Source organism: Mesorhizobium carmichaelinearum, from assembly GCF_900199455.1.
Lineage (GTDB): Bacteria > Pseudomonadota > Alphaproteobacteria > Rhizobiales > Rhizobiaceae > Mesorhizobium > Mesorhizobium carmichaelinearum.
The window spans coordinates 12,032-33,168 of the sequence record NZ_FZQR01000041.1 but is presented as its reverse complement, the minus strand read 5'-3'; the positions used below and the strand labels follow the sequence as shown (position 1 = coordinate 33,168).

At 60.3% G+C, this 21,137-nt stretch carries 22 protein-coding genes; 7 read left to right on the top strand and 15 right to left on the bottom strand.

What is annotated here, in order from left to right:
• Nucleotides 1–217: 217 nt before the first annotated feature.
• Both CKW40_RS38050 and CKW40_RS38045 read left to right on the top strand, forming a co-directional pair.
• Nucleotides 218–625, top strand: a complete 408-nt coding sequence (locus tag CKW40_RS38050; protein WP_095204799.1) for a plasmid mobilization protein — start codon at nt 218–220, stop codon at nt 623–625.
• Complete coding sequence (locus CKW40_RS38045; RefSeq protein WP_095204798.1) at nt 622–2,856, top strand: relaxase/mobilization nuclease domain-containing protein; 2,235 nt, start codon at nt 622–624, stop codon at nt 2,854–2,856. The genes CKW40_RS38050 and CKW40_RS38045 overlap by 4 nt, the downstream gene beginning before the upstream one ends.
• A gap of 105 nt (nt 2,857–2,961) precedes the next feature.
• Here the strand turns inward: CKW40_RS38045 and CKW40_RS38040 are convergent, their stop codons facing one another.
• Nucleotides 2,962–3,600 carry an FMN-binding negative transcriptional regulator gene (locus CKW40_RS38040; protein ID WP_095204797.1) on the bottom strand — a complete coding sequence of 213 codons (639 nt, stop codon included), beginning with the start codon at nt 3,598–3,600 and terminating at the stop codon, nt 2,962–2,964.
• A gap of 31 nt (nt 3,601–3,631) precedes the next feature.
• Complete coding sequence (locus CKW40_RS38035) at nt 3,632–4,297, bottom strand: helix-turn-helix domain-containing protein (RefSeq protein ID WP_095204810.1); 666 nt, start codon at nt 4,295–4,297, stop codon at nt 3,632–3,634.
• A gap of 86 nt (nt 4,298–4,383) precedes the next feature.
• Between CKW40_RS38035 and CKW40_RS38030 the strand changes: the two genes are divergently transcribed.
• Together CKW40_RS38030 and CKW40_RS38025 are read left to right on the top strand one after the other, a co-directional pair.
• A complete protein-coding gene (locus CKW40_RS38030) occupies nt 4,384–5,520 on the top strand; it encodes a trans-sulfuration enzyme family protein (protein WP_095204796.1) in 1,137 nt (378 codons plus the stop codon).
• A 44-nt stretch (nt 5,521–5,564) separates the two neighbouring features.
• Nucleotides 5,565–6,200 carry a LysE family translocator gene (locus CKW40_RS38025; RefSeq protein WP_095204795.1) on the top strand — a complete coding sequence of 212 codons (636 nt, stop codon included), beginning with the start codon at nt 5,565–5,567 and terminating at the stop codon, nt 6,198–6,200.
• Nucleotides 6,201–6,368: 168 nt separating this feature from the next.
• Here CKW40_RS38025 and CKW40_RS38020 read toward each other — a convergent pair whose 3' ends face one another.
• From CKW40_RS38020 to CKW40_RS37965, 12 genes are all read right to left on the bottom strand, one after another.
• Nucleotides 6,369–8,516 (bottom strand): type IV secretory system conjugative DNA transfer family protein, encoded by a 2,148-nt coding sequence (locus tag CKW40_RS38020; protein WP_095204794.1) that lies wholly within the window; start codon nt 8,514–8,516, stop codon nt 6,369–6,371.
• A 12-nt stretch (nt 8,517–8,528) separates the two neighbouring features.
• The gene (gene virB11 / locus CKW40_RS38015) at nt 8,529–9,554 is read right to left on the bottom strand and encodes a P-type DNA transfer ATPase VirB11 (protein WP_095204793.1); all 1,026 of its coding nucleotides are present in this window, start codon (nt 9,552–9,554) and stop codon (nt 8,529–8,531) included.
• Nucleotide 9,555: 1 nt separating this feature from the next.
• On the bottom strand, nt 9,556–11,010 hold the full coding sequence (gene virB10, locus CKW40_RS38010) for a type IV secretion system protein VirB10 (RefSeq protein ID WP_095204792.1): 1,455 nt from the start codon (nt 11,008–11,010) through the stop codon (nt 9,556–9,558).
• On the bottom strand, nt 11,010–11,807 hold the full coding sequence (locus CKW40_RS38005) for a TrbG/VirB9 family P-type conjugative transfer protein (protein ID WP_179298268.1): 798 nt from the start codon (nt 11,805–11,807) through the stop codon (nt 11,010–11,012). The genes virB10 and CKW40_RS38005 overlap by 1 nt, the downstream gene beginning before the upstream one ends.
• Nucleotides 11,804–12,523 carry a VirB8 family type IV secretion system protein gene (locus CKW40_RS38000; RefSeq protein ID WP_095204790.1) on the bottom strand — a complete coding sequence of 240 codons (720 nt, stop codon included), beginning with the start codon at nt 12,521–12,523 and terminating at the stop codon, nt 11,804–11,806. The genes CKW40_RS38005 and CKW40_RS38000 overlap by 4 nt, the downstream gene beginning before the upstream one ends.
• Nucleotides 12,524–12,589: 66 nt before the next feature.
• On the bottom strand, nt 12,590–13,633 hold the full coding sequence (locus tag CKW40_RS37995) for a TrbL/VirB6 family protein (protein ID WP_095204789.1): 1,044 nt from the start codon (nt 13,631–13,633) through the stop codon (nt 12,590–12,592).
• 182 nt (nt 13,634–13,815) lie between these two features.
• On the bottom strand, nt 13,816–14,550 hold the full coding sequence (locus CKW40_RS37990; protein WP_095204788.1) for a type IV secretion system protein: 735 nt from the start codon (nt 14,548–14,550) through the stop codon (nt 13,816–13,818).
• Between the two features lie 9 nt (nt 14,551–14,559).
• The gene (locus tag CKW40_RS37985) at nt 14,560–15,633 is read right to left on the bottom strand and encodes a transglycosylase SLT domain-containing protein (RefSeq protein ID WP_179298267.1); all 1,074 of its coding nucleotides are present in this window, start codon (nt 15,631–15,633) and stop codon (nt 14,560–14,562) included.
• A gap of 67 nt (nt 15,634–15,700) precedes the next feature.
• Nucleotides 15,701–18,103: a VirB4 family type IV secretion/conjugal transfer ATPase gene (locus tag CKW40_RS37980; protein WP_095204786.1), complete on the bottom strand. Its 2,403-nt coding sequence runs from the start codon at nt 18,101–18,103 to the stop codon at nt 15,701–15,703.
• Nucleotides 18,100–18,393, bottom strand: coding sequence for a VirB3 family type IV secretion system protein (locus CKW40_RS37975; protein WP_095204785.1), 294 nt, complete (start codon nt 18,391–18,393; stop codon nt 18,100–18,102). The genes CKW40_RS37980 and CKW40_RS37975 overlap by 4 nt, the downstream gene beginning before the upstream one ends.
• Nucleotides 18,394–18,396: 3 nt before the next feature.
• Nucleotides 18,397–18,711 (bottom strand): TrbC/VirB2 family type IV secretion system protein, encoded by a 315-nt coding sequence (locus CKW40_RS37970; RefSeq protein ID WP_095204784.1) that lies wholly within the window; start codon nt 18,709–18,711, stop codon nt 18,397–18,399.
• Nucleotides 18,712–18,723: 12 nt separating this feature from the next.
• Nucleotides 18,724–19,326 carry a lytic transglycosylase domain-containing protein gene (locus tag CKW40_RS37965; protein ID WP_179298266.1) on the bottom strand — a complete coding sequence of 201 codons (603 nt, stop codon included), beginning with the start codon at nt 19,324–19,326 and terminating at the stop codon, nt 18,724–18,726.
• Nucleotides 19,327–19,464: 138 nt separating this feature from the next.
• Between CKW40_RS37965 and CKW40_RS37960 the strand changes: the two genes are divergently transcribed.
• Genes CKW40_RS37960 through CKW40_RS44170 form a run of 3 tightly spaced genes read left to right on the top strand, consistent with a single transcriptional unit; the run spans nt 19,465 to nt 20,779 of the window.
• Entirely contained in the window at nt 19,465–20,067 is a 603-nt protein-coding gene (locus CKW40_RS37960) for a hypothetical protein (protein WP_095204782.1), read from the top strand.
• Entirely contained in the window at nt 20,064–20,615 is a 552-nt protein-coding gene (locus tag CKW40_RS37955) for a thermonuclease family protein (RefSeq protein ID WP_095204781.1), read from the top strand. The genes CKW40_RS37960 and CKW40_RS37955 overlap by 4 nt, the downstream gene beginning before the upstream one ends.
• Nucleotides 20,615–20,779 carry a hypothetical protein gene (locus tag CKW40_RS44170; protein WP_179298265.1) on the top strand — a complete coding sequence of 55 codons (165 nt, stop codon included), beginning with the start codon at nt 20,615–20,617 and terminating at the stop codon, nt 20,777–20,779. The genes CKW40_RS37955 and CKW40_RS44170 overlap by 1 nt, the downstream gene beginning before the upstream one ends.
• Here CKW40_RS44170 and CKW40_RS37950 read toward each other — a convergent pair.
• On the bottom strand, nt 20,776–21,120 hold the full coding sequence (locus tag CKW40_RS37950) for a hypothetical protein (protein WP_143748463.1): 345 nt from the start codon (nt 21,118–21,120) through the stop codon (nt 20,776–20,778). The two genes, CKW40_RS44170 and CKW40_RS37950, sit on opposite strands and share 4 nt — an antisense overlap.
• Nucleotides 21,121–21,137 lie beyond the last annotated feature (17 nt).

The window sequence follows — 21,137 nt, the reverse complement described above, 5'->3', positions numbered from 1 at the left end:
ACAAGTCTTCAACGCAACATGGACACATCACAACAAATCACGATGGAAACATCACGACGTTGCGGTGTTGAGAACTGGTTGCGAGGGGGAAGTCCGCTGCCGTTTTCACCACTCCTTGCTTTTTAATTTTTATTGGCAGGATAGCCTATTTTGTGATACACACAAAATAGGCGGCGCGGCCCTGGCGGGCCTTTGCGCCCGCAAGCGGGCTTGAGAGATGGATGAAGAGGGCCAGAAAACACCGGTGAAGAGCGCGTCGCGACGCTATGGCGAGGTGACGCACATCCGGTTTTCGGCTGACGAGCTGGCTAGTCTCAAAGCCATTGCGGAGCGGGACGGCGTAACCGTCAGCGAGGTGGTCCGGCGTCTGGTGCGGGCAGAGGCGGGGCACCTGCCTATCGCGTCAGAGGCGTTGCGGCCGGCGATCGTGGACATGACCGATCAGCTGCGGCGTGTCGGCGTCAATTTCAATCAGGCGGTGCGCGCCATGAACGACGGCCGAGTTGCCCATGATGAGGATCTTGAGCAGGCGCTGATCGCCGTGGGCGACCTCGTGCGGCAGTTTCGTGAGGAACTGAAGGCGATGACCGTCGGGTCCCGCAAGGCGAGGGAGGCCCGGCCATGAGCGGTCGTCTTGCTGGCTACGCGGCCGAAATCGAACGCTATCTGCGGGGCGCTACCGGCGTGAAGCGCGAGGAGCTGGACGACGACAAGTCACTGACGGGCGCCCCACGCGAGGCCAGTGAGCTCCAGGCGACGAAGAGTTATGAGTGGACGGGTGACGGCGGGCGCCTCCGGCAAGGACAAGCCGGCTCGACGCTGGGTGGCGGCAGAAACGCCGCTCGTTCTTCGCCGGGAGGGAGAGGAGTGGCGGGGAGCCCCGTCTCCAGCAAGACTCCGAAGTCCGCCGCGGCTGCGCGCTCACCCACGGCCGCTAGTGCACCGATCATGGTCTATGGCGCCACGCTCGCCGGTTTCCGGCCGGAAGAGGAGGAGGAAGACTGGAAGCGGCGCGGCGGCGGCGGCGGTGCGGGTCGCGCGAGCGGTACTGGACGAGCGGCGCGGGTCGCCTATCAGGCGCGCGCCGTGGCGGCGCGGGCAGGCTATGCGGCGGGTGCGCAGCCTGCTGTGTTTAAGGTGATGCCCAATCCGCCATCGACCAGGGAAGCGGCTGCTCGGCTGCTCAATTACATCGGGAAGCGCGAGGACGAAAAGGGCGAGAAAAACGACATCGATATCTTCGACGAGGACGGACAGGTTCTTGCGACAGGCGGCGCACGAAAGGCGTTCCTGGAAACGTTTTGCGAGACGTTCGAACCGCCCCTGGAAAACACCAATTTTATCGAGGTTCGTTTCGAGCTCGCCGGCGAGGTCGCCGATGCCGCCTTGAGCGAGGCGTTGAACAAGGCCTTCGGCGCAAAACCATTCATCTATGCACAGGATGGTCAGGCGGTGGAGGTATACGCCCACACCGATGAGCGTGCCGGGCCGCTTGCCAGAGTCCTGGCCGGCGGGCGGGAAAATTCGCGTAGCAAGGCGCTCGACAAGATCGAGGCACGCTTGTCCGAGGCCATGGGCGCGGCGGGGGTAGTAGCCAAGGCAGAGGTGATGGCGGCCGTCAGCCGTGAACCCAAAGCGAAATATTTCCTGCAAAAGTTCATCCGCACCCACCACCAGGTCCGCAACGCAAATGGCGAGCCTGTGCCTGGGGCGAAGAATTCCACCAAGGCGGCGGCTTCGGTCTACGAACAATGGCGCCCGCAGTTTTCGGGGCGTGAGCGCCGCAATGCCTATCACCTGCTTTTCTCGGCAAAGGCCGGCACCGATGCCACCGCTGTCATGGCCGCGGCGCGCGCCGTGCTAGACGAGCGCGCGCCAGGATACAAATTCGTCCTGGCGCATCACAAGGACACCAAGCACGTCCATATCCACGCGATGGTGCAGGCGCGCTCTGCCGACGGCGAACGCCTGAAATTCTACAAGCCTGATCTCGCAGCCTGGCGCGAAACTTTTGCGGAAAAAGCTCGCGAGAACGGCATTGCGATGGTGGCGACGCGGCGCATGGATCATGCGATGACGCGGCCATTCACGAAGGAGCACGCCGGAGCCTACAGCCGCGCCCAGAGCGATCCGCGCTATCAGGTCAGCGCCAGGACGATCGAGCGGGTGGAGGCCAAGCGGCAACGCCGTTTGGATCAACAATCCCTTGTCGTGAACGGCGATGCAATCTCTGCCGCATGGCAAAAGACCGTGACGACGATGCGGACTGCGGGCGTCGTCGGTCAGGCTCTCACGGCGGCGGAGTCGATCGGCAACAATTTTCTGCAGTTCCGTCGCGATCGGACAGGGGAGGCGCAGCCAGGTCCTGGCGTGGGTCGCGGGACTGATCAATCGGGGCAGAAGTCTTTCCTGTCCCATCCCGGTATGAGAGAATTGAATGCACTGATAGGAGATTTGAACATGGCGCAAACCCCCTTGGAAATGCGGCGTCAGATGGCCCGCGTCAATCAGGCTCTGGACAACATGCGCGAGACGCTGCCGCCGGCGCATCAAGGACAGTTCGAACAGTATCGTGAAGAGGTCAACGACAAGATGCACGACCGTCTCGCGCGGCTGCAATTCGAGCGGCAGCAACAGCGTCGCGGTGGTGGCAGTGGCGAACCGATCCCTGAGCGCGAGGCGCGGGGGCGAGACCTTCCAACCCGGGACGATTCCCGCCAGCCGGAGCAGCCGCGCACCGGCACCGACCAGGAGATGAGAGCGAAGCAGAAGGACGCGAACAAACAGAAGGCTCAGCACGCTGAAGAGCAGGACCGCAAGACCCAGCGCTCAAATGATAACGATTACGAGCGCTGAACAAAGATCGCTTGCCGGCCCTTTTTAAGGCGCGGGAGAGTGCAGTCTCTCAAGGTCACCCGTTGGGAAATCAAGCATCGGCAGCGTTGTCGGGACAGTTAGATGCTATTGGGATTTGGCCGCTGCAGCCGCGAGCATCGCCTGTCCCACCTCATCAGCGCCTTGCGCAGTCAGCGTCTCCCCGGCGTTCTGGATGTCGCGCACCTCCTTGTTCTGGCTGAGCTTGAATTTTCCAACCAGGCTGGTGATCTCGATCTCCAAGGCCACGATCGCTTTGGCCATTGCGTCAATGAAATCCTTCGGCGCGTCGCCCATCTTCCACGGGTCCGGCTGGTTGGCCTCCTTCATGTGAGTAAGCTTGGCGACGTTGCGGCGCACATAACGCTCGTCGTCCCGGACAGTGATGCGACCATGGGCGTGGGCAACGAGATAGTTCCAGGTCGGCACCTGCTTATGGAATTCGTGTTTGCTGGGATACCAGTTCGGCGAGATGTAGGCGTCGGCGGCTCGGAAGACGACGAGGACCTCGTCACCATTGGCGACTTCCTCCCAGACAGGGTTCTTGCGAGCGACATGGCAATTCAGGACGCCCTTATCGCCCTTTGAGCGATCCAGCTCGAAGGGGATATGGTTCGCGTCGAGTGCGCCATTGCTGTGGGTGATCAGGATACCAAACGGGTGTTTTTCGATAAGATCAAAGAGGGCGTTCTGATCAGGCACGGCGAAATGTGGAGGAACGTACAAAGGTGAATCTCCGGTCGTGAAGGGGCAGTTGTCAGCGGTCTGCGAGGTCTTGCGAAACAGCTAGGGGCGACGTCTGTGCCTGCGAAGAGGGGGCCGGAACCCGCTGTCCGCCGCGCTCTAAAACCGCCATCGAGAAGTGGGCGGGCACGTTGGATGCCGCGGCATACGAGTGGGGTTGATCTGTAACGAGGCGCGCACTCTCGCCTGCATTTAGAATGATCTCGTCACTGCCCACCGTGACCTTAAGCGAGCCTTGGGTAACCGAGAGCAGTTCGCGCGTATCGGGACTGTGCGCATCGGCGGCAAACACATCACCCGGCATAAGGACCCAGCTCCAAAGCTCGAACATCGTGCGTCCCGAGGTCGATGTGTGGAGCTGTGCCCGGCTACCTTTGGCGCTCGTCCAAAGCGTCCTGGAGACGCCCCGTTCGATCGGACGGTCGGGAACTGTGGAAGGTTCGTCGTTCAGCAGATCGGCAACCGATAGCGAGAACGCCGCCGCCAGACGGCAAAGGATGGCGATACTCGGGTTCGCTTTGCCTTGCTCAAGCGCGACGACCGTCCCCTTGGACAGGCCGGTCAGTTTGGCCAGTCTATCCAGCGTCAGGTTTTGGTCGCGTCTCAGATCCTGGATCCGGATCGCAATCGCCTGGCCAAGCTCCTGCTCGGTCTCTAAAGGTGTCGGGGAGTTGGTCATTATATTGACTTGGACTCTTGCATCGCCTACGGTCAATATAATGACCGGCGCAAAATTGCAACCGCGCCTTTAACGGGAATTGGCCAGTGCGCTTAGAAACGAAGGCAATCCATAGCGGTCGAGCTGTCGATCCATCCACGGGCGCGGTTTCATTACCGCTTCATACCACTACGACCTTCGAGCGCGGTGCCGACGGCTCGTTTCCGTTTGGGTTCGAGTACACGCGTGATGCAAATCCGACGCGCAATGCATTTGAGTCGGCGATGGCCGCGCTCGAGGGTGGACACGAAGGAATAGCCTTTGCGTCGGGCATGGCTGCAATCGCTGCAGTCTTTGAGAGCCATCCGTCGACGGGACGGATCGTCCTTCCCAACGATATGTATTTTGGCATTCGCTCGTTGATTGACGAAACCGATATCGGCTCTCGTTTCGACTTCGCCGCCATCGATATGCGCGATCTGGATGCGGTGTGCGCTGCGGTCACCTCAAAGCCGACTGGCCTCGTGTGGGTCGAGACGCCGTCGAACCCGATGATCCGCGTAGTCGACATTTCAGCCATCTGCAAAATCGCGCACGACGCGGGTGCCTTGGCGGTGGTGGACAACACGTGGGCAACTCCCGTGCTTCAGCGGCCGCTTGAGCTTGGCGCGGATGCGGTCATGCACTCGGCGACAAAGTACATTGGCGGCCACTCGGATCTGATGGCGGGCGTCGCTGTTGTCCCGCACGCGTCGCCACTCGGACGGCCGCTACGGATGGTCCAGAAACACAAGGGCAGCGTCGCGGCACCCTTCGACTGTTGGCTGGCATTACGGGGGCTGCAGACACTGCCGGTACGCATGCGCGCTCATTGTGAAGGCGCCCAGAAGGTTGCGGAGGCCTTGGCATCTCATCCCGGCGTCGAGAAAGTGCTCTTTCCAGGCCTGCAAGATGATCCGGGACACGATCTGGCTACGCGGCAAATGAGCGATTACGGAGCGATGCTTTCCTTTGTCGTTGAAGGTGGAACCGATGCTGCGATGGCCGTGGCCGGCCGCCTCAAGCTTATTGTCCGGGCGACAAGCCTTGGCGGGACGCACTCTCTGATCGAGCATCGCGCATCCGTGGAGGGTGCGAAGTCCAAGGCGCCAAGCGGATTGCTGCGAATGTCCGTTGGGCTCGAGCACCCTCAGGACATTATTGACGACCTGATGCAGGCTCTCAGTGTGACGTCTGGGGCGTAGTCCCCGAAATGAATCAGGCGTGAGAGACCGGCGAAAGATCCAAGATGCTCAACAACCTGAACCACCTGCTAATTGTCTATATGGCCTACGTCGTTGCAGCGGGGAGCCCGGGTCCCAGCACAATGCGGATCATGGGAACGGCAATGCAGCAAGGGCGCCAAGCAGCCCTTGCTTTGTCAGCCGGCGTCGTCACCGGATCGATTTTTTGGGGTATCATGGCGGCGACAGGCATCTCCGCGCTTTTGGCAAGCTACGCCCAGGCGCTCGTGATTCTAAAGGTTCTCGGAGGCTGCTATCTGCTCTATTTAGCTTTCAAGGCAGGAAGGGGTGCCCTGACACCGGACCAGCATGATGCCACGCCTGGTACAGCACGCCGGCCGATATCAGGGCTCGGTCTCTACAGGCGCGGTTTGCTGATGCACCTCAGCAATCCGAAATCGATTCTCGCCTGGATTGCACTGGTGACGCTAGGACTTGGACCGGACGCCTCGCCTACGGATGTCATCGTCATCCTTGCAGGATGTGCAGTGCTGAGCGTTACAATATTCTGCGGGTATGCCGTCGTGTTTTCCACGCAGCCCATGGTCAGGATGTACCGGCGTGCGCGGCGAGGCATTGAAGTTGTTTTAGCCGTCTCCTTTGGTTTCGCGGGGCTGCGGCTCCTGCTTTGGCGAACCTGAAAGAATCTCCTGAACAACTGCCTCGCGACGAGTAGCGGGAGCGAGTTGGTCAAGTCCCGTGCCGGAGGGTATCTCTGGCACCGCTTTACGTGGCGGCTGGCGCATCAAGAATGCGGCCTGTGCGGTTGGGCGGGAGGCTCGTTGTCGGCGATCGTCGTAGATTCTCGGCTAATCCACTAGATCAGGCAAAGCATCTTCGACGATGCTGAGATTTCGATCGAAAGTCTCGGTGTCGGATGCGTTGGCGCGCAGAGAACGCACCTTGTTCAGGATGGCCGCAACCGCCGCTTCTTTGTCGGGCGCTATGCGTGTCGTCACTGCTCTGGCCGCCAAAGCGGTAAAATCTATGGCGGCATAAGCTGGTACGGCTGTAGCGTCTGTTGCTTTCAGCCGGTCTTTCACGATTGCGCGCCGGCCCGGAGGCGGAGCTATACGGCCTGCCTTTGCGGCAAATGTCGCGCCGCGCCGCAGCCGGGTCTGCACAAGGCCTGAGCGGTACGTGGGTGCTTTCGGCACAATCGTCGGGAGCGCAGGAGATGGAACCGCCGCGGAAGCGTCCAATGCAGGGCTTTTCGTGCGCGAAGCGTCCGTAGAGGCGGGCAGGGGCATGAACGCGCGTTTGGCGAGCTGGCCGTCGGCGAAATAGAAATTGCGGGTGCCGAGGATCGGCAGTTCGCCACGCGGCAATATAATGACCTTGTTCTTGTCGAGCGTACGGATTTCATCCGGCCGCATCAGGGGCCGCCGCACTTCCTTGCGGTGCTCCGAGCGCGTGTAATAAGTGTCGAACAACGTTGCCTTGGTGCGCGTCACGTCCTTTTGCACGTCCGACGTTTCGCCGAGCTGCTCAGAAACGTAGCGCAGATCGTCCGCGTCCTGCGCACCGAAAAAGATCTGTACGCGAGCAGCGTTGATGAGGGTCTTGCGCCCTTCCTGGCGATAGATTTCGTCTACCGCCTTCAGCGACTGCACGAAAAACCACATCGAAACGCCGTTGCCGCCGAGCACGCTCGCCATTTCGGTCACGTTCTCGAGCTTGCCGAGGTTCTGGAACTCGTCGAGCAGTACAAGCACCGGATGCTCGCCCGGACGCGGCATAGTTTCCGACATGAAGTTCATCATCTGCGTAATCAGGACGTTGAACAACGGTCCAAGAGAGGTGATCTGCTCGCGCCGTACGTCGAGATAAAGAGAGATCCGGTCGCGCTTCAGATTGCGAATATCGAACGTGCTGCGCGACGTAGCCCGCATCAGGCGCTCGTTGAGAAAGGGGGCCATGCCGGTCCGGACGCCGGCGTAGATTCCGGAAAACTGCCGTTCAGACATCTCGAAATATGGCAAGAGGGTTTGCAGCGTGAAATGCGAACATTCGCCGCGGCGCTCCTCGCGCAGCGAGCCGATGAACTCCAGGAGCGGCTGCCCGGCGCCGTTCATGATCTCGAGGATTTTGGCAAAGGTTTTTTTCTGGTTCGGGATCGCATGCGATTCCATGACGAAGGACGCGATGCCGGTAAAGAGGAGGCGGGCATCGTTGACCCAATAGGGATCCGCGTTCGAAGGGGGGCGCGGAAACAGTGCCGCAGCGATGTTGCGGAGGTCGATGTCGCGCTGGGCTGAGTCCAGGGAGATGAAGTCCATCGGATTGTAGCATGCGGTATTCCCGTCCGGATCAGCCGGCGCGAAACGCACCACGCGGCTCATGGTCGAACGGTAACCAGCAGTCGCCGCATAGGTCTCGCCCCGCAGGTCGAGAACCACGAGCGAATGCGGCCAGGTCAAGGCGTTCGGGATGATCAGGGACGTGCCCTTACCGGAGCGCGGAGGCCCTATGACGAAGCCGCCGACATCATCGCCATCAATCCACAATTTCTTGCCACCGATCAGCTTGCGCTGCGTCAAGCGGATCTTGCCTGAGCGCTGATCGCGGCTGGGCGACAAAATTTCGGCAAGCCTGCCGCCGGCTCGACCGACGAAGACGCCGCCCACTTTCGTCAGCCCGGTTTTTGATACGTCGCTCATGGTCATGAAGCGAGAGTCATTGCGCTTTCTCGGACGCATGAGAAACAAGCTGACCAGTGGCAAGAGAAACCCTAATGCTCCTGCAGCAACGGCGTATTGGACCCGGCCAAAATTTCTCGCGGTCACGTCAGTCCAGGCCTGACGAACGACCGGCAAGGGATTGGCGTTCAGCTGGTCAAACAGGACGTGGGAGCCAGTGCGGTACCAATCGGTCGCGGCATACGAGACCGTGAAGAGCAGGACACCCAAGGCCATCGCCATGAGCATCATGAAAATTGCTGTTGCGATTTTCTGCATGGGTGGGCCTCGCTAGATCGTGTCCGCCTTGGTGAACTTGATCTCGCTGATGCCGCGTCGTCCGCCTTCGGTGCGGACCATCTGGACGACCACCGGAATGACCTCGCGCAGATAGTCGAGGATTTCGCCTCGTGAGAGGCCCGAGCTGCCCTGCATGACCATCAGCGCCAGCCGCTCGTAGGCGGACCGGGCGGAATTGGCATGAACGGTGGTGAGCGAACCCGGGTGGCCCGTGTTGATCGCCTGGAGGAACGCGAAGGTTTCAGCGCCGCGTAACTCGCCCAACAACAGCCGGTCGGGTCGCATGCGAAGCGAGGCCTCGAGGAGCTGTTGCGCTGAGACTTTGGCAAGGCCCTGGTCGCCCTTCGAGGCTATCAGGGTGACGTTGTTGGGAGCCGGCAGCCTCAGTTCGCGGGTGTCTTCGATGGTGATGATGCGTTCATGAGCCGGAATCTCCTTCAGGAGTGCATTCAAGAACGTCGTCTTGCCGGTGGACGTGCCGCCTGAAACGACGATCGAGACGCGGTTGCGCACCGCATACTGCAGGAACTCCATCGGAGAGGTGTCGTGCAGCATGTCGACAAGTCGCTTTTCTTCGGTTGAAAGCGCCAGGCCGCTGCCCATCGACGTGTTTTCGAATGCGCCAAGATCCTTGTAGGCATCAAGGCTCATATCCATGATGACCTGCTTGCGGATCGAGATCGCCCCGCCTTCGGGAGCCGCGGGCGGCAAGATGCATTGGATGCGCTCACCCGATGGTAGCGCGGCGGACAGGACCGGTTTTTCTTCGTTGATGACCTGATTTGTCGCCGAGGCGACGCCAGTCGAGACGTTGCGGATCCAGCCCGGCGTGACCTCGCGCTTGACGACGTGCTCCATTTCCTTCGCGCCGAGGCGTTCGATGAACAATTCACCTGGCCTGTTGATCGCAATCTCGGAAACCGAATCTTCGTTCAAATAGAGCCATATCGGTTCCAGATGAGCGCGCAGGACCGGGGCTCTTGCCCAAGGGTCGGGGAGGGGAGGCACGGCATTCATTTCACCGGTCTCCCATAGCCGGGAAATGATCCTTCGGCGTCCCGTAGAGGGGTGTCGGGTCGATCGCAGTCTTCGGCCGCCCTCCTGCCTTCAGGCGTGCAACTTCTTCCTGAACGGGATCAGCGTACAAATCCGAGAAATCGAGATCTCGCCGCACCAGCACGACGATCGATGTGCCCTGGTCGACGTAGACTGTCGGGCCAATGTTCTGCGTGTCGCGAAACGCCTCTTGCGCGAGTTGCTGCAGGGCGGTCGATGACTTATCGAAGGCGATGCTACGCGCGTCGCGCTGCGAGCCATTGCTACCATACGTTACGGTTGTGGTCTCACCGGTCACGGGATCGGTCGTCGACACCTGACGCTGTTGTCCATCCTGGCCGCCGTCGCCAAGCGAAGACAGATATTCAGAGACCCCGCCAACGACGGAAAGCATGATGGCGTTGCCGTACCGTTCAACCCAGTGCGTATCGACACGGCCGCCCATGCCACCGCGGCCGAGTGCATCAGCGCCGGGTGACTTGATATCGACGGAAATGCCGTCCGAGCGGATGACCCTGTTCCAGACGATGAAAACACGCTTCTGACCGCGCGCAAGCCCCGAACGATATTCTCCGGTCAGGCGCGAGCCTTTTGGAATGAGGATCCGCCTGCCGTCGAGCGAGAAGACATCCTCCCGCACGACAGCGCGTACTGCACCGGGAAGGTCGGTGTTAACAGCGGTTTCCAAATAGCCGCGAAGGATCGTGCCTTCAGGGATCAACGCATCGGTGCGTCGAAAAACCCTGGCTTTGACGATGCCGGAGGAGCTAGCCTCAGACTGCGCCAGGAACGCCTTGTTGGGATCACTGTCGGCGCCGGGGACCGGAACGATCTGACCGTCGGGGGCGATTTCGGCCTGTGCCGCCTGGGCGCCGGTATCCGTCGATCCGGTTTGATCATTCGTCACCATCTGGTTCGAGCGCAGGCGCTCCCACACGGCTTTTTCGTGCTCAGCGGCCTCAGCTTTGCGGCGAGCTTCGTCCTCGGCCGCGGCCTTGCGGCGGGCTTCTTCCGACTCGGCCTTGCGGCGAGCCTCCTCGGCCGCCATTTGTGCCTCCAGCGCCCGCCGCTGCGCATCAAGGTCGGCGCCCTCCTGCACGGTCTGATCGACATTGTCAGCCTGCTGCGTGCCATTCTGGTCGGCAGCGGGCGGGGGCACCACGATCTGGTCGATCGTGCCGTCGGCAGGTTGAGGCGGCTCGTTCAACGCCGGCGGGCGAAACTCCGGCGGGTTGAAGTTTTCCTCGCCCTCGCTGCGAAGATCGCGCGAAATCGGCTCTCGAGGCCAGTTCAGCCATATCAGCGCGCCCAAGAGCAACACACCGAGGCCGACCAGGGCGATCCTGGTACCGACTCCCGCACTGCGGCGCGCGACCGTCGGGCTGCCATCCAGTTGGTTATAGTCGATCTGCGTCATCACCGCCCTCCGCTGGATCCGAACAGGGTGGAACCGCGTGTCAGTTTCGCTGGACCGTAGACCTGCTCGACTGGGTCGATGGCGTCGGGTCGCGCCCGGTTGTAGAGGCACAGCGTCTTGCCATCGGCTCGCAGGGTGAATTGGCGCGCGACTTTGTCGATGACGGTGTATTTGCCCTGAGTGCGAACGTTGACCAGCGACTCATGGCGCTTGTCGTCGACAACGAAAATCGCAGGAATGTCACCCTTGAACTCCAGAAACACCTTGGTGCCGTCGTCGAATACGGTGCGCGGCTTCAAGCTGTCATCGCCTTTGTACGCATAGTCGTAATTGAGATCGGCATAGTTCAGGTCCTTCAAATCCGGATCGGCGGCGCTTTCCTTGGCCTGCGACAGCAGGCGCGCGTTGATATCCTCGTCCGGGTATTTGAACCGGACCTGGAAGGATGCCCGGTCGCGGCTATTGTCAGTTGCCTGCAGCAGCAGGGAATAGACGCGCCGGTTGGTGACCACGTTGACGTTGGTCCAAGCATCTCGCTCCAGCGGCTTGACGAAGAGAAATCGCGATCCGCGTTTGGGGATGATCGACCAGCCCTTCGTGTCGCCGGCGGAGACGGTTTCGATGACTTCGGTAGGACTGAGTTCGACCATCGTCGAAATGCCGAGAGCGGCGCGCACCGACGTCACGTCGTCATTGTTGAAGGTGACATATCGGATGCGGCCATCGCGCGCCGCCGCGCTATGGGTCGCGCAGAAGAGAAGGGCGGCACACAGCGCTAGCTTCACGCGCCATCTCATTGCAGGCTCCCCGCGGCCGGAGCCGATTCCTGGTCGCGGCGGTAATCGGTAACCTGAAATCCCAGCGGATTGTCGAAACGCCATTCGTTCTTGAGCGGCGTCGAGGTGTAGCGGAATTTTATCACCGCCACCCAATTGTCGGCGGTGGATGAATTGTCCCGCCGCGTCGTCGTGGCAAAGCGCACCGAGGCCGTGTTGCGATTGAGCAGGGAAACCGACTTGATCTCGACCGCGACAGTGACATTGCGGCCATAGATCTTGTCGAGCGATTGCGGATTTGCTGGCGTGTACAGCCATGTCAAATCCTTGGACGCCGCGTCGGTGGAGTAGAGCTGCGCCAGGTCGTAGTTCTGTTTCAGCTCACGGGAATCGTATGTTTCGCGGGCCCTGATGTAGCGCACGAGATTTGCCGCCGTGACGGCTTCGTTCTGTGACAAGTCTCCAGGCTTGAGCGCTCGCACGATTTCGAGGTATCCCGTCGATTTATCGACCTCGACAACATACGGTTCGAACTGCCGGAGCGGCAGGATCAGCACGAGCGCCAGCAGCGAAAGCACCGCCACCAGTCCAGAAACGCCGCTGACGATCCATGCCAATGTACGCGATCGCCGCATTGACCTGTGCGTGTCGTCTTCCCAGGTCGCGCCCGCCCTGTAATAGCGTCTGTCGACGAGCTCGCTGCCGCCGTTAGCAGCTGTTTCCGATGGAGTTGACACTTACCATTGCCTCGTTTGCATGACCCATCCTGATCCAGGGCCGCGATCGATGATCGTTCGTGTGTTCTAGGCCAGAGGCCTGGCGTTATCGCGCGCACCTTGCTGGATGGATGACCGGGCTGCGTCGTCCGCCCTTGCTGCTCGCGGAGATCGAAAACTGTTTGCGGCGAGCTGCCGGGCGCCCCGAGTGGCGCGGCCGGCGGCCCATCGTGCTCCGGAATAGCGCACGGCATTCCTGCCGAACCTCCCATATGAGTAGCGAGCGCCCACGGTGCTGAGATACCCGCCGCCATTCAGGATCGAAGCAATCGACGGTATCTGCATAAGAACGTAGATCCCGATGATCGTCACCAGCACCAGCGGCAGCACCAGCGACATCTTGCTGTCCATGGTCGCTCCACCGGACGTGGCGGTGTTTAGCGCCGCATTGACGAGCGAGAAGTAGAAACCGAGAAAGCCGTAGATCAGGATTTGCTGGATCATGAGAAAGGTGGTGAGCGAAAGGAAGCCTTCGCTCATGCGCGAGGACCAGCGGTAAAGCCAAAGAATGATCCATATCGGCGCCAGGGCGAGCGTAATGAACAACATCACCTTGGCGGCGATGATCGCGGCAATGGCAAGCGCTGCGAAGATGATGGCTGACAGCAGAACGAGCAGCGACAAGAGCGCGCCAAAAATGTCGTAGAAGGATCCGCTATAGACCTGATTGGCGACATCCTGCGCCCCTTGATAGAGGTTGTCGATAAGCGCTGGAATTGCCGCCTGGTCGTTGAGCTGATTCCCAGTGGCTCGCGATACGGCGCCGACGATGACCTTGCCGACCTCATCTGGGATGCTTTGAACAAGCTGATAGATCGTCGCGGAAAATGTGCCCCATCCGGTCAGCAGCAGATAGATGATGACGGCGCGGCCGAGGCGATAGGCCGCTTCGAGCGGCGAAATCGACTCCCGCCCGCTCAGGATCGAATAGCCCCACCACACGATATAGAGGGTCAGCATGAGAGTGAAGACGTTGCCCATCGCATTGCCCAACTGCATATAGACGGTGCGGACGAAGTCCTCACCGATGTTGTCAATGCCACCCAGAATGCTTGCGGCGAGACCGTTCATGGACCCTCGTCAATGATGCTGGCGAACGGCGTTGAATTGACCGGTTTTAGCGCGCCGCATTCGTCGGTGTGGGCATACGCCAAAGGCCCGCACGGCGCTTTCCGTTCGCGATTTGCGCATCCGAACAGCACTGCGCCGAGCCCAATCACGATGCATATGCGCAGCACCCGCCTCGACAAGTGCTAGCCTCCGCTCTTGCCAAATTCCGCGAACGGATTGACGTTGCGCGGTGTCATCATCTTCTGCACCTGGCTCTGGCGAAGAAGATCCCCCTTCAGCTTCTCATTCAGGACCGCGACCGCACCATTCTGGACGCCGATCAATTCGTTGACCGCGCGCGCGTTTTCCAGCTGCATTCTTGTGTTCTGGTCCACCGATCCCTTAACGTCCTGCGACTGCCCAATCTGCCCGCTAGCGGACTGCAGGGATTGTTGGCGCTGGGTGACGCCCTGCGAGGCTTGGGAAGTCAGGGCGCTCAACAGCGAGGCCACGTTGACACTGCCGCCATAGGCCATGTTGACGGCGCTCGTCTCCTTGCCGGCAATCTGCTGGAGCTGCTTCACCAGTTGAAGCCCGTTGATGACAGCGCCGGCGATTTTCTGGATTTCCGGCGACAAGCCACCAAACGAAAGCGCGCCACCGTTCAGGATCGATCCGAACGACGGAGCCTGGGCAATCGACATGTTGCCGCCGAGGCCCATTTGTCCGATCCCGAGCGAACCGTCACGACTGCCGCTGAGAGCCTGCAGGATCTCCTCGCTTTTTTTCAGAATATCCTTGTTCGAATCCATGATGGAGTTGGTGTTCTCCGCATTCTTGCGGGCGACATCGAGATTGGCGCCATCGATGACCGCAATCTGTGCAAAGGCTGCGCTCGTCCAAAGCGCCATGCCGGCAGCAATCGCGAATTTCTTCATGTCAGCCTCCTATTGCTGTAGAGAATCGATCACGTTGGCAGCGCCGGCAGGATCACTGGTGATGATCATCGAGCGGCTGTCGGCCGAGCTCGCCGCGGCGTTCTCAAGCGCGCACGGTAGCCACCGGCGGCGATCGATCTTCAACCGTTCCAGTTCTGCGGGATCACAAGACAGCGGGTTTGGAGAGCCGCTCTTCGGCGGTTGCATCAGCTTGGACGACTGCGATGCCTGAACGTTCTGCAACGACAGAAGTTGGGCCAGCAACGCCGTGAAGTCGCCCGCTTGGGCGAGGTACTGGTTGGTGACGCCAGCGTTGATCCCACGAGCCGACGAGTTCAGCTCCCAGGCGTCCTTGTATTCGGTCACCTGGCCAACATTGCCCGAAAGCGCGTCGATTGCCGCGTCGTTGGCGCCCATCTGCGATGAGCTTGCATCCAGGCCGCCAGCCGCCTTTCTCACCGCGCCCATAGCGTCGTTCTGGGCCGAGCCGCCCGCGCCGTCGGCGGTGACGATCGAGAAGGGTGGCGGTGCGGCGGCCGGAGCCTTGCCGCTCGATACATAGTCGTTGAAGTAGCTGTTCCAGCGGCCGACACCGCCGGCCCACCCTCTCTGCTCGGCAGCGTTCGATCCGTTGTAGAAGGAGGCGAGACAGCTGTAATTCGTCGCCCCGCATTGCTTGACGCCCATTCCGAGATATTTGACACCGCCTTCGACGTTCTGTTCGTTCACGTCGCGGTCAAGTCCCATTGACTTGCCAGTGCCCTTGGTCAGCTGCATGACGCCTTTGACGCCGGTGTGGCTCCCGGCACATGTGTCGAAGCGCGATTCCTGATAGGCAACGGACAGAGCCAGGCCTTCGGGCACGCCGTATTTTTGCGCATAATAACGGATCATCTTCACGTTGCCCGAGTCGCGCTGCAACGCGTCGGCAGGCGACCGGCGAAACATCTGTGAGCGGTATTTGTTCGAATAGGTGCAGACGACGCTTTTCTTCTTCTCGGTTTCGTCGTTCTTGGCCCCATCCGACTCGGTGCTGTGCTGCTCGTCCTCATGCCGCTTGTCGAGGTTCGGCCCGTCGATCACCGCGATCTGAGCGATAGCCACGCTCATGCTTTCCGCCGTAGCGAGAGCCACGGCCAGACAAAAGCTGCTAAGCCGCTTCGTCATGCTCGTTCTCCCATCCGCAGAAGTACGGCAGCCACATCTCTGGCTCGTCGCCGAAGGCTTCCCGCAACCGTGCGCATTCCTTGCTATTGCCTTCGTTCGAGGACAAGACCTTGATGAGATCGGGCATCGCCGACAAATCGAGCTTGGCGACGATCGAGTCGCTGTCGTGCTTGACGAGGAAGGTGCGTGTTTCCTTCGCGGTGCGGCGCACGAACTCGAATTCCTTCGCTGTCAGCGAGAAGCGCTCCATGTAGGACTCCTTGCTCGCCTTCGGGTTGGGGAAGAAAATGTTGGTCTTCGTTTGCTCGATCAGTGACGACGAGATGGAGGAATTGACGACGTCTTCGGCTGTCTGCGTGCCAAAGCCGACCACGCCGTTGCGGCGACGAATGGTCTTCAGCGTCTCATTGATGAAGGCGGCGAAAACCTCGTCGTCCAACAGCTTCCAACCCTCATCGAGGAAGAGCATGATCGGCGACCCGTCGATGACGTCTTCGAGACGATGGAAGATGTAGAGCAAGGCCGCAGAGCGCAGCTTTCTGTCACCCAGGATCTTGGTCATGTCGAACCCGACAACGGGCTTCGAAAAATCGACCAGATCGACGGGATTGTTGAAAAGCCAGCCCTTGTCCTTCGGGTCGAGCCAGGGTTGTATCCGCGCGGCCAGATCGTTCATGCCTGGCATGAGCGAGCCTCGCAGCACTTCCGGCAGCAGGTCGAAGGTCCGCCGTTCGCGCGGGATCTTGTAGATCATGTCGACGGCGGCGTTGATGACGCGCATCTCCGCCACGTCCAGCGCGCCGCCTTCCGGCGTCAGAATATAGAGGAGCAAATCTTCCACGAAAGAACGGTTTTCTGCCGTATCCTCAAGCTGCAATGGGGCGAACCCAGTCGGCTGAGAGGGTTCCATCACCTCGTAACGACCGCCGAGCGCCCGAACGAAAATTTCAGCGCCGCGCATGTAGTCGAAATAGACACATCGCGGCCGCGGCATGATGCGCATGGCCTGGGCCATCAGGAACGACAGCACCACAGTCTTGCCCGAGCCGGTCGGGCCGAACACCGTGAAGTGCCCGACATCGTGAACGTGGAAATTGAAATAGTATGCCGTCTGGCTGGTCGTTTCCAGCAAAGCGATAGGCCGTTTCCAATGCAGCCGCTCACGTTGGCCGGAGGGGAAATTGTGTCCTGAAAAAAGGCCGGCGAAATTCAGCGACGAGATCAACGCACGTCGCGCGATGTAGGTAAAATTTCCCGGCAACTGCGCCCAGAAGGCCAGTTCCGTGTTCAGTGTCTCGCGGACCGGCACGATCGACATGCGCGAAAGCTCCGCCGTAATGTCGGATAGCGCACGGTTGAGACCATTGATGTCCGGCGCCAATGCCATGACGCTCATGTGATGTTGTCCGAAGACGACTTCGCCGCCGGCCAGCTTGTCGGCTCCGTCGTGGACGGACTCCTCGACCGTCGTGCCCGCCTCGTCGGAACCCTCAACCTGGTTGGCGATGGTGTTGATCCTGCGCATCGCGGTTACACGGTCTTCGATCGCGAAACTTTGCGTCAGGACAAACTCATGCGGCAGGCGCAACAGACCGTCCAAAGAGCCCGGCGCGGTGAACGGCGGATATTCCTTGATTGACACCATGGCGCCGAGCTTGGCTTGGTCCGGACCGCGAAGTTCCAGCGCCGACTTGCCGAAAAACAGCTGCCGCGTCGCCAGCACATCGCCAAGGGCCATGCGCGGCAAAGGCATTTCCACGTCGCCACCACCGGCGAGGATTTTCGCCAGAAATTCGGCGGCCTCGGAAAAGAAGCTGTCGCGGCGCTTCACGACACCGAGAAGACGTCCCCCATATGCGCTGAAATCCTTGACCATGCCGTCGAGAATATCGTGCAGTTCGGCTATTGCCTCTTCGCGGGTTTCTTCGCCAGCGGTGCTGATGCGGAATGCATTGAGCGCCTTGTCCACCCAGCCGATCCGGCCGACCATCGGGCGCCGTATGACTGTCAGATACGCCTCGTTGACGAAAAGGTTTTTCGACCCAAGCTCATCCATGTAGCGGGCGTCGAGCTCGGCCACGAAAGGATTGTCAAAGTCGCCTTCGATTTCCGGGGTCACGTGACGGCGGATGATCGTTGTGTACACGGCAAAGCGAGAGGTCGAGAGATTGCGGAACGTCGTGTTGCGGTTGAACATTCGGCTGTTCAGCTCGGCCTGATCCATCGTCTGGAACGGCAGGCCGCTGAGCTGGATGGCGCCGACCAGAAAGCCGCTCTTCGTCACGATCAGATTGTCATCGACATGGCGAAGGTAGGGGATGTGCATCGCAGCCGGCTTTTCGCGGCGGCGCTCACGGCCAAATTTCAGGTCGGCATCGAGGCTCATGGCGAATAGCTCCTCGCCCCCCAGAAAGTGAGGTTCGCCACCGCTCCGCGTTTGGAGACGCGCCGCTCGAAAATATGAAAGATGTAGGGATCGCGCTGGCACAGATATGCGCTGACCAGATGCACCACGCCGAACACGCCAAGACCGAGCATGAAGCTGCTCGTGGCGATAAAGCCGATCACCGCCAGGATGCCGTTGAGTGCAAAAACTTCATATCGCACCCCCCATTTCATCGGCGGGCGTGTCAGCGGCAGGCTGACCGGCTCGACATAGACTTCCTCATCCTCCATGCGTCAGCTGCCTCCCGCAGTCGCGCGAACCGCATCCACCAGCTGCGCGGCGCCGAAGATCAGAGCGATGCCGATGATGATGGAGAAAGCCATCATCCAAGCCAGCCGGCCCGTCATGGCGAGGAAGCCAAGAAAACAGACTGCGATAATGGCAAATGAGCGCGCTATGCTGCCCTGCAGAACTCCGACGAACCACTCGAGCACGTTTTCGACGGGCGCGGCCGACTGGGCGTATGCGGTGGCTGGCGCCAGAGCTATTCCGACCGCCGAGGCCAAGGCCAATTTCAGGGCAAATTTGCCCGCTTTCCTGTATTCCACCCTTGGCTCCTTTCAGTTGCCGAAATCCATGACGTGACCCTCCTGCCAAGCGTCTCCGCTTGCTGGCGGAGCGGCCGCGAGCATTTCGGATTTGGTCAGGACGGGCTTCTTCACAACACCGCCGAACTTCCAGCGGTTCAGTATTTTCACGATGTATTCCGCCGTCTCCGGATTCACCGGAATCCCTTGCGCCTTGTAGACGCTGTTGGGCCCGGCGTTGTAAGCCGCCAGCATCAGCAGCGGATCCTGGAACTCGTCATAGAGTGACTTCAGATAGCGCAAGCCAGCCCGAACGTTCGCCTGCGTATCGCAACGGTCGCTCACGCCGAGATCGGCCGCCGTCCCCGGCATCAATTGCATGATCCCAAGGGCTCCGGCCTTGGACGGACCCTGATTGGCGCCGAGATCGCTTTCAGCCCATGCAATCGCCTCGGCCAGATCGGCGTCGAAGCCTTCATCCCGCGCGATTGAACGCACAAGTTCGGCGGCTTCAGTACGGTTCCCGGTCTTGCACGCCCCAGGCCCCTGCGCCCCGACTGAGGGAAGGGCTTGCGCCGGCGTTGCAAAGGCGACTGCGACGCGGTCTGATGCCAGATCCCGGCCGTGAGCTTCCAAGGGCATTGTAGCGGCACACAGGGTGAGCAGGAGAGCTGTTCGAGTGTTCATACTGTCGCCAAAATTTAACACTTTACTATGGCTACACGCAGCCCTAGTAAAGTGTCAACACCATATGCACCGCAGGGTCGGATTTCGATGAAACAGATTGCCCTTTGCACGGCTTTGCTGCTCCAGGCCACCGCGGCTTATGCTGCCGGCGCCGACGCCCCAAGCGCTTTCGCGCAGCCGTCGGAACACTACCTGCTCCAGTTTGCCAAGCCGGGCGAGAAGGTGTTCGTCTATGAGCGCTACGATGCGAAAGGCGCGCTCTTTCGGCGCGACGCGGCGACCCTCATCTCGCCGGTTAAGGTGCCATCGGCGACCGAGCGCGTCATCAACGGAGTGACGTATCGACTGCGCGGCCTCGCGGCCTGCCCAAAACCAAAGATTACCTACAAGACGCAGGAGTGGGACTGCACGAAGGCCGCGCAGGACTATGAAGAAGGAATCTACAACCATCGTGCTTCTGTCGTGCTTTGCAAAACGCTTGTGCTGCAGAGCAGGAAGGGGGAACCCGACGCCGTGTCGTGTTTTTCTCTCGTTGGTGCGGGCAATACAAACGACCCGTACAACGTCGCCTACGACGATGACGAAATGGTTTTCTTCGACATGGCCGCAATCGGACGCAACAAGGACGGCAAGTCGCTGCGCCCGGATCTGGAGCACTCTGCCGACCTCGGTGGACAGTTCCAGGAATGAGACGGGCGAGCTTCGCAGTGCTGGCGGCATTTTCGGTGTGCGGATGGGCCCAGGTCCACGCGCAGGATGCCACCGATGCTGCCCCACCAACGCCCTTCGCGGTATCGAAATCGGCTCAACTGCTGACCGGAGATACCTGGCGCGACGGAGATCGCACTTTCCGGCTTTATGGCGTCCAGTCATGTCTTCGCGGCACATCAGCCGAAGAGTCAAATGGTAACAAAGTCGATTGCGGGAATGCCTCGCTGGCGCACCTCGCTGCCCTGTTCGATAGCGCCGCGGTGACATGCCAGCCGATCGGATACGCCCTGGACAAGGCGGTTTTTGTCGTTTGCGGTGCGCAGCTGAATGGCGAAACAATTGACGTTGGCACCGCGCTCATAGCAACCGGATACGCGTTTGCTGCAACGACAGCAAAGGGCAAAGCCGTCAATGAGAACTACCTTGTCGCGGAAATCAATGCTAAGATGAAACGCACAGGTCTGTGGCGCAAGATGTTTCAACATCCTGTTCAGCTGCTGCTAAACAAGCGGTCGGAGATACAATAATGAAGCACGACGATGAGGCCCACAAATATTACTATCCCGTGGAAGGACGCACCGACGGCGCCATCGGCGATGCTATCGCATTCATCGCGATCATCTTGGTACCGGCGGGCATCTACCTGGCCTGGAATACCTTGGCCTCATGGATTTCGGCGCTGTTCCCCTAGGACTGCAATTTCGTGAAAGAACCGAGCAACGCGCGCAAATCGTCGACGTCAATCTCGCACCAGCCATGAGCCGTCAGTTGTTGGAAATAAGCAGCCTTCATTTTGATTTCCGCGATAGTGGCTACTGGAGCGATGGCAGCACGCCTTCGCACCGCGGCCTCTTCCGCCATGACCGCGTCCAGCTTTTGACCAAGCAAGATCGCGTCCGCACCATCGGCCTCCATCGCTCGCTTGCCGACACTTTCAAGCTCAGCGACGCTCTGACGATGTTCCGCAATCAGTTTCGCGACGCCTTCCGCCGCCGCCATCCGTCGGTTGCTGCAGACCAGTTGAATAGGCATCGTCTTGCTCCTGGCTT

What these genes read in the sequence shown, in the direction of transcription:
- CKW40_RS38025 (WP_095204795.1), top strand. Translation starts at nt 5,565, where the DNA reads ATGCTCAACAACCTGAACCACCTGCTAATTGTCTATATGGCCTACGTC.
- CKW40_RS38050 (WP_095204799.1), top strand. Translation starts at nt 218, where the DNA reads ATGGATGAAGAGGGCCAGAAAACACCGGTGAAGAGCGCGTCGCGACGC.
- CKW40_RS38005 (WP_179298268.1), bottom strand. Translation starts at nt 11,807, where the DNA reads ATGAGATGGCGCGTGAAGCTAGCGCTGTGTGCCGCCCTTCTCTTCTGC.
- CKW40_RS37960 (WP_095204782.1), top strand. Translation starts at nt 19,465, where the DNA reads ATGAAACAGATTGCCCTTTGCACGGCTTTGCTGCTCCAGGCCACCGCG.
- virB11 (WP_095204793.1), bottom strand. Translation starts at nt 9,554, where the DNA reads ATGAATGCCGTGCCTCCCCTCCCCGACCCTTGGGCAAGAGCCCCGGTC.
- CKW40_RS37950 (WP_143748463.1), bottom strand. Translation starts at nt 21,120, where the DNA reads ATGCCTATTCAACTGGTCTGCAGCAACCGACGGATGGCGGCGGCGGAA.
- CKW40_RS38045 (WP_095204798.1), top strand. Translation starts at nt 622, where the DNA reads ATGAGCGGTCGTCTTGCTGGCTACGCGGCCGAAATCGAACGCTATCTG.
- CKW40_RS37980 (WP_095204786.1), bottom strand. Translation starts at nt 18,103, where the DNA reads ATGAGCCTCGATGCCGACCTGAAATTTGGCCGTGAGCGCCGCCGCGAA.
- CKW40_RS37995 (WP_095204789.1), bottom strand. Translation starts at nt 13,633, where the DNA reads ATGAACGGTCTCGCCGCAAGCATTCTGGGTGGCATTGACAACATCGGT.
- CKW40_RS37975 (WP_095204785.1), bottom strand. Translation starts at nt 18,393, where the DNA reads ATGGAGGATGAGGAAGTCTATGTCGAGCCGGTCAGCCTGCCGCTGACA.
- CKW40_RS38020 (WP_095204794.1), bottom strand. Translation starts at nt 8,516, where the DNA reads ATGCAGAAAATCGCAACAGCAATTTTCATGATGCTCATGGCGATGGCC.
- virB10 (WP_095204792.1), bottom strand. Translation starts at nt 11,010, where the DNA reads ATGACGCAGATCGACTATAACCAACTGGATGGCAGCCCGACGGTCGCG.
- CKW40_RS38035 (WP_095204810.1), bottom strand. Translation starts at nt 4,297, where the DNA reads ATGACCAACTCCCCGACACCTTTAGAGACCGAGCAGGAGCTTGGCCAG.
- CKW40_RS37990 (WP_095204788.1), bottom strand. Translation starts at nt 14,550, where the DNA reads ATGAAGAAATTCGCGATTGCTGCCGGCATGGCGCTTTGGACGAGCGCA.
- CKW40_RS44170 (WP_179298265.1), top strand. Translation starts at nt 20,615, where the DNA reads ATGAAGCACGACGATGAGGCCCACAAATATTACTATCCCGTGGAAGGA.
- CKW40_RS37955 (WP_095204781.1), top strand. Translation starts at nt 20,064, where the DNA reads ATGAGACGGGCGAGCTTCGCAGTGCTGGCGGCATTTTCGGTGTGCGGA.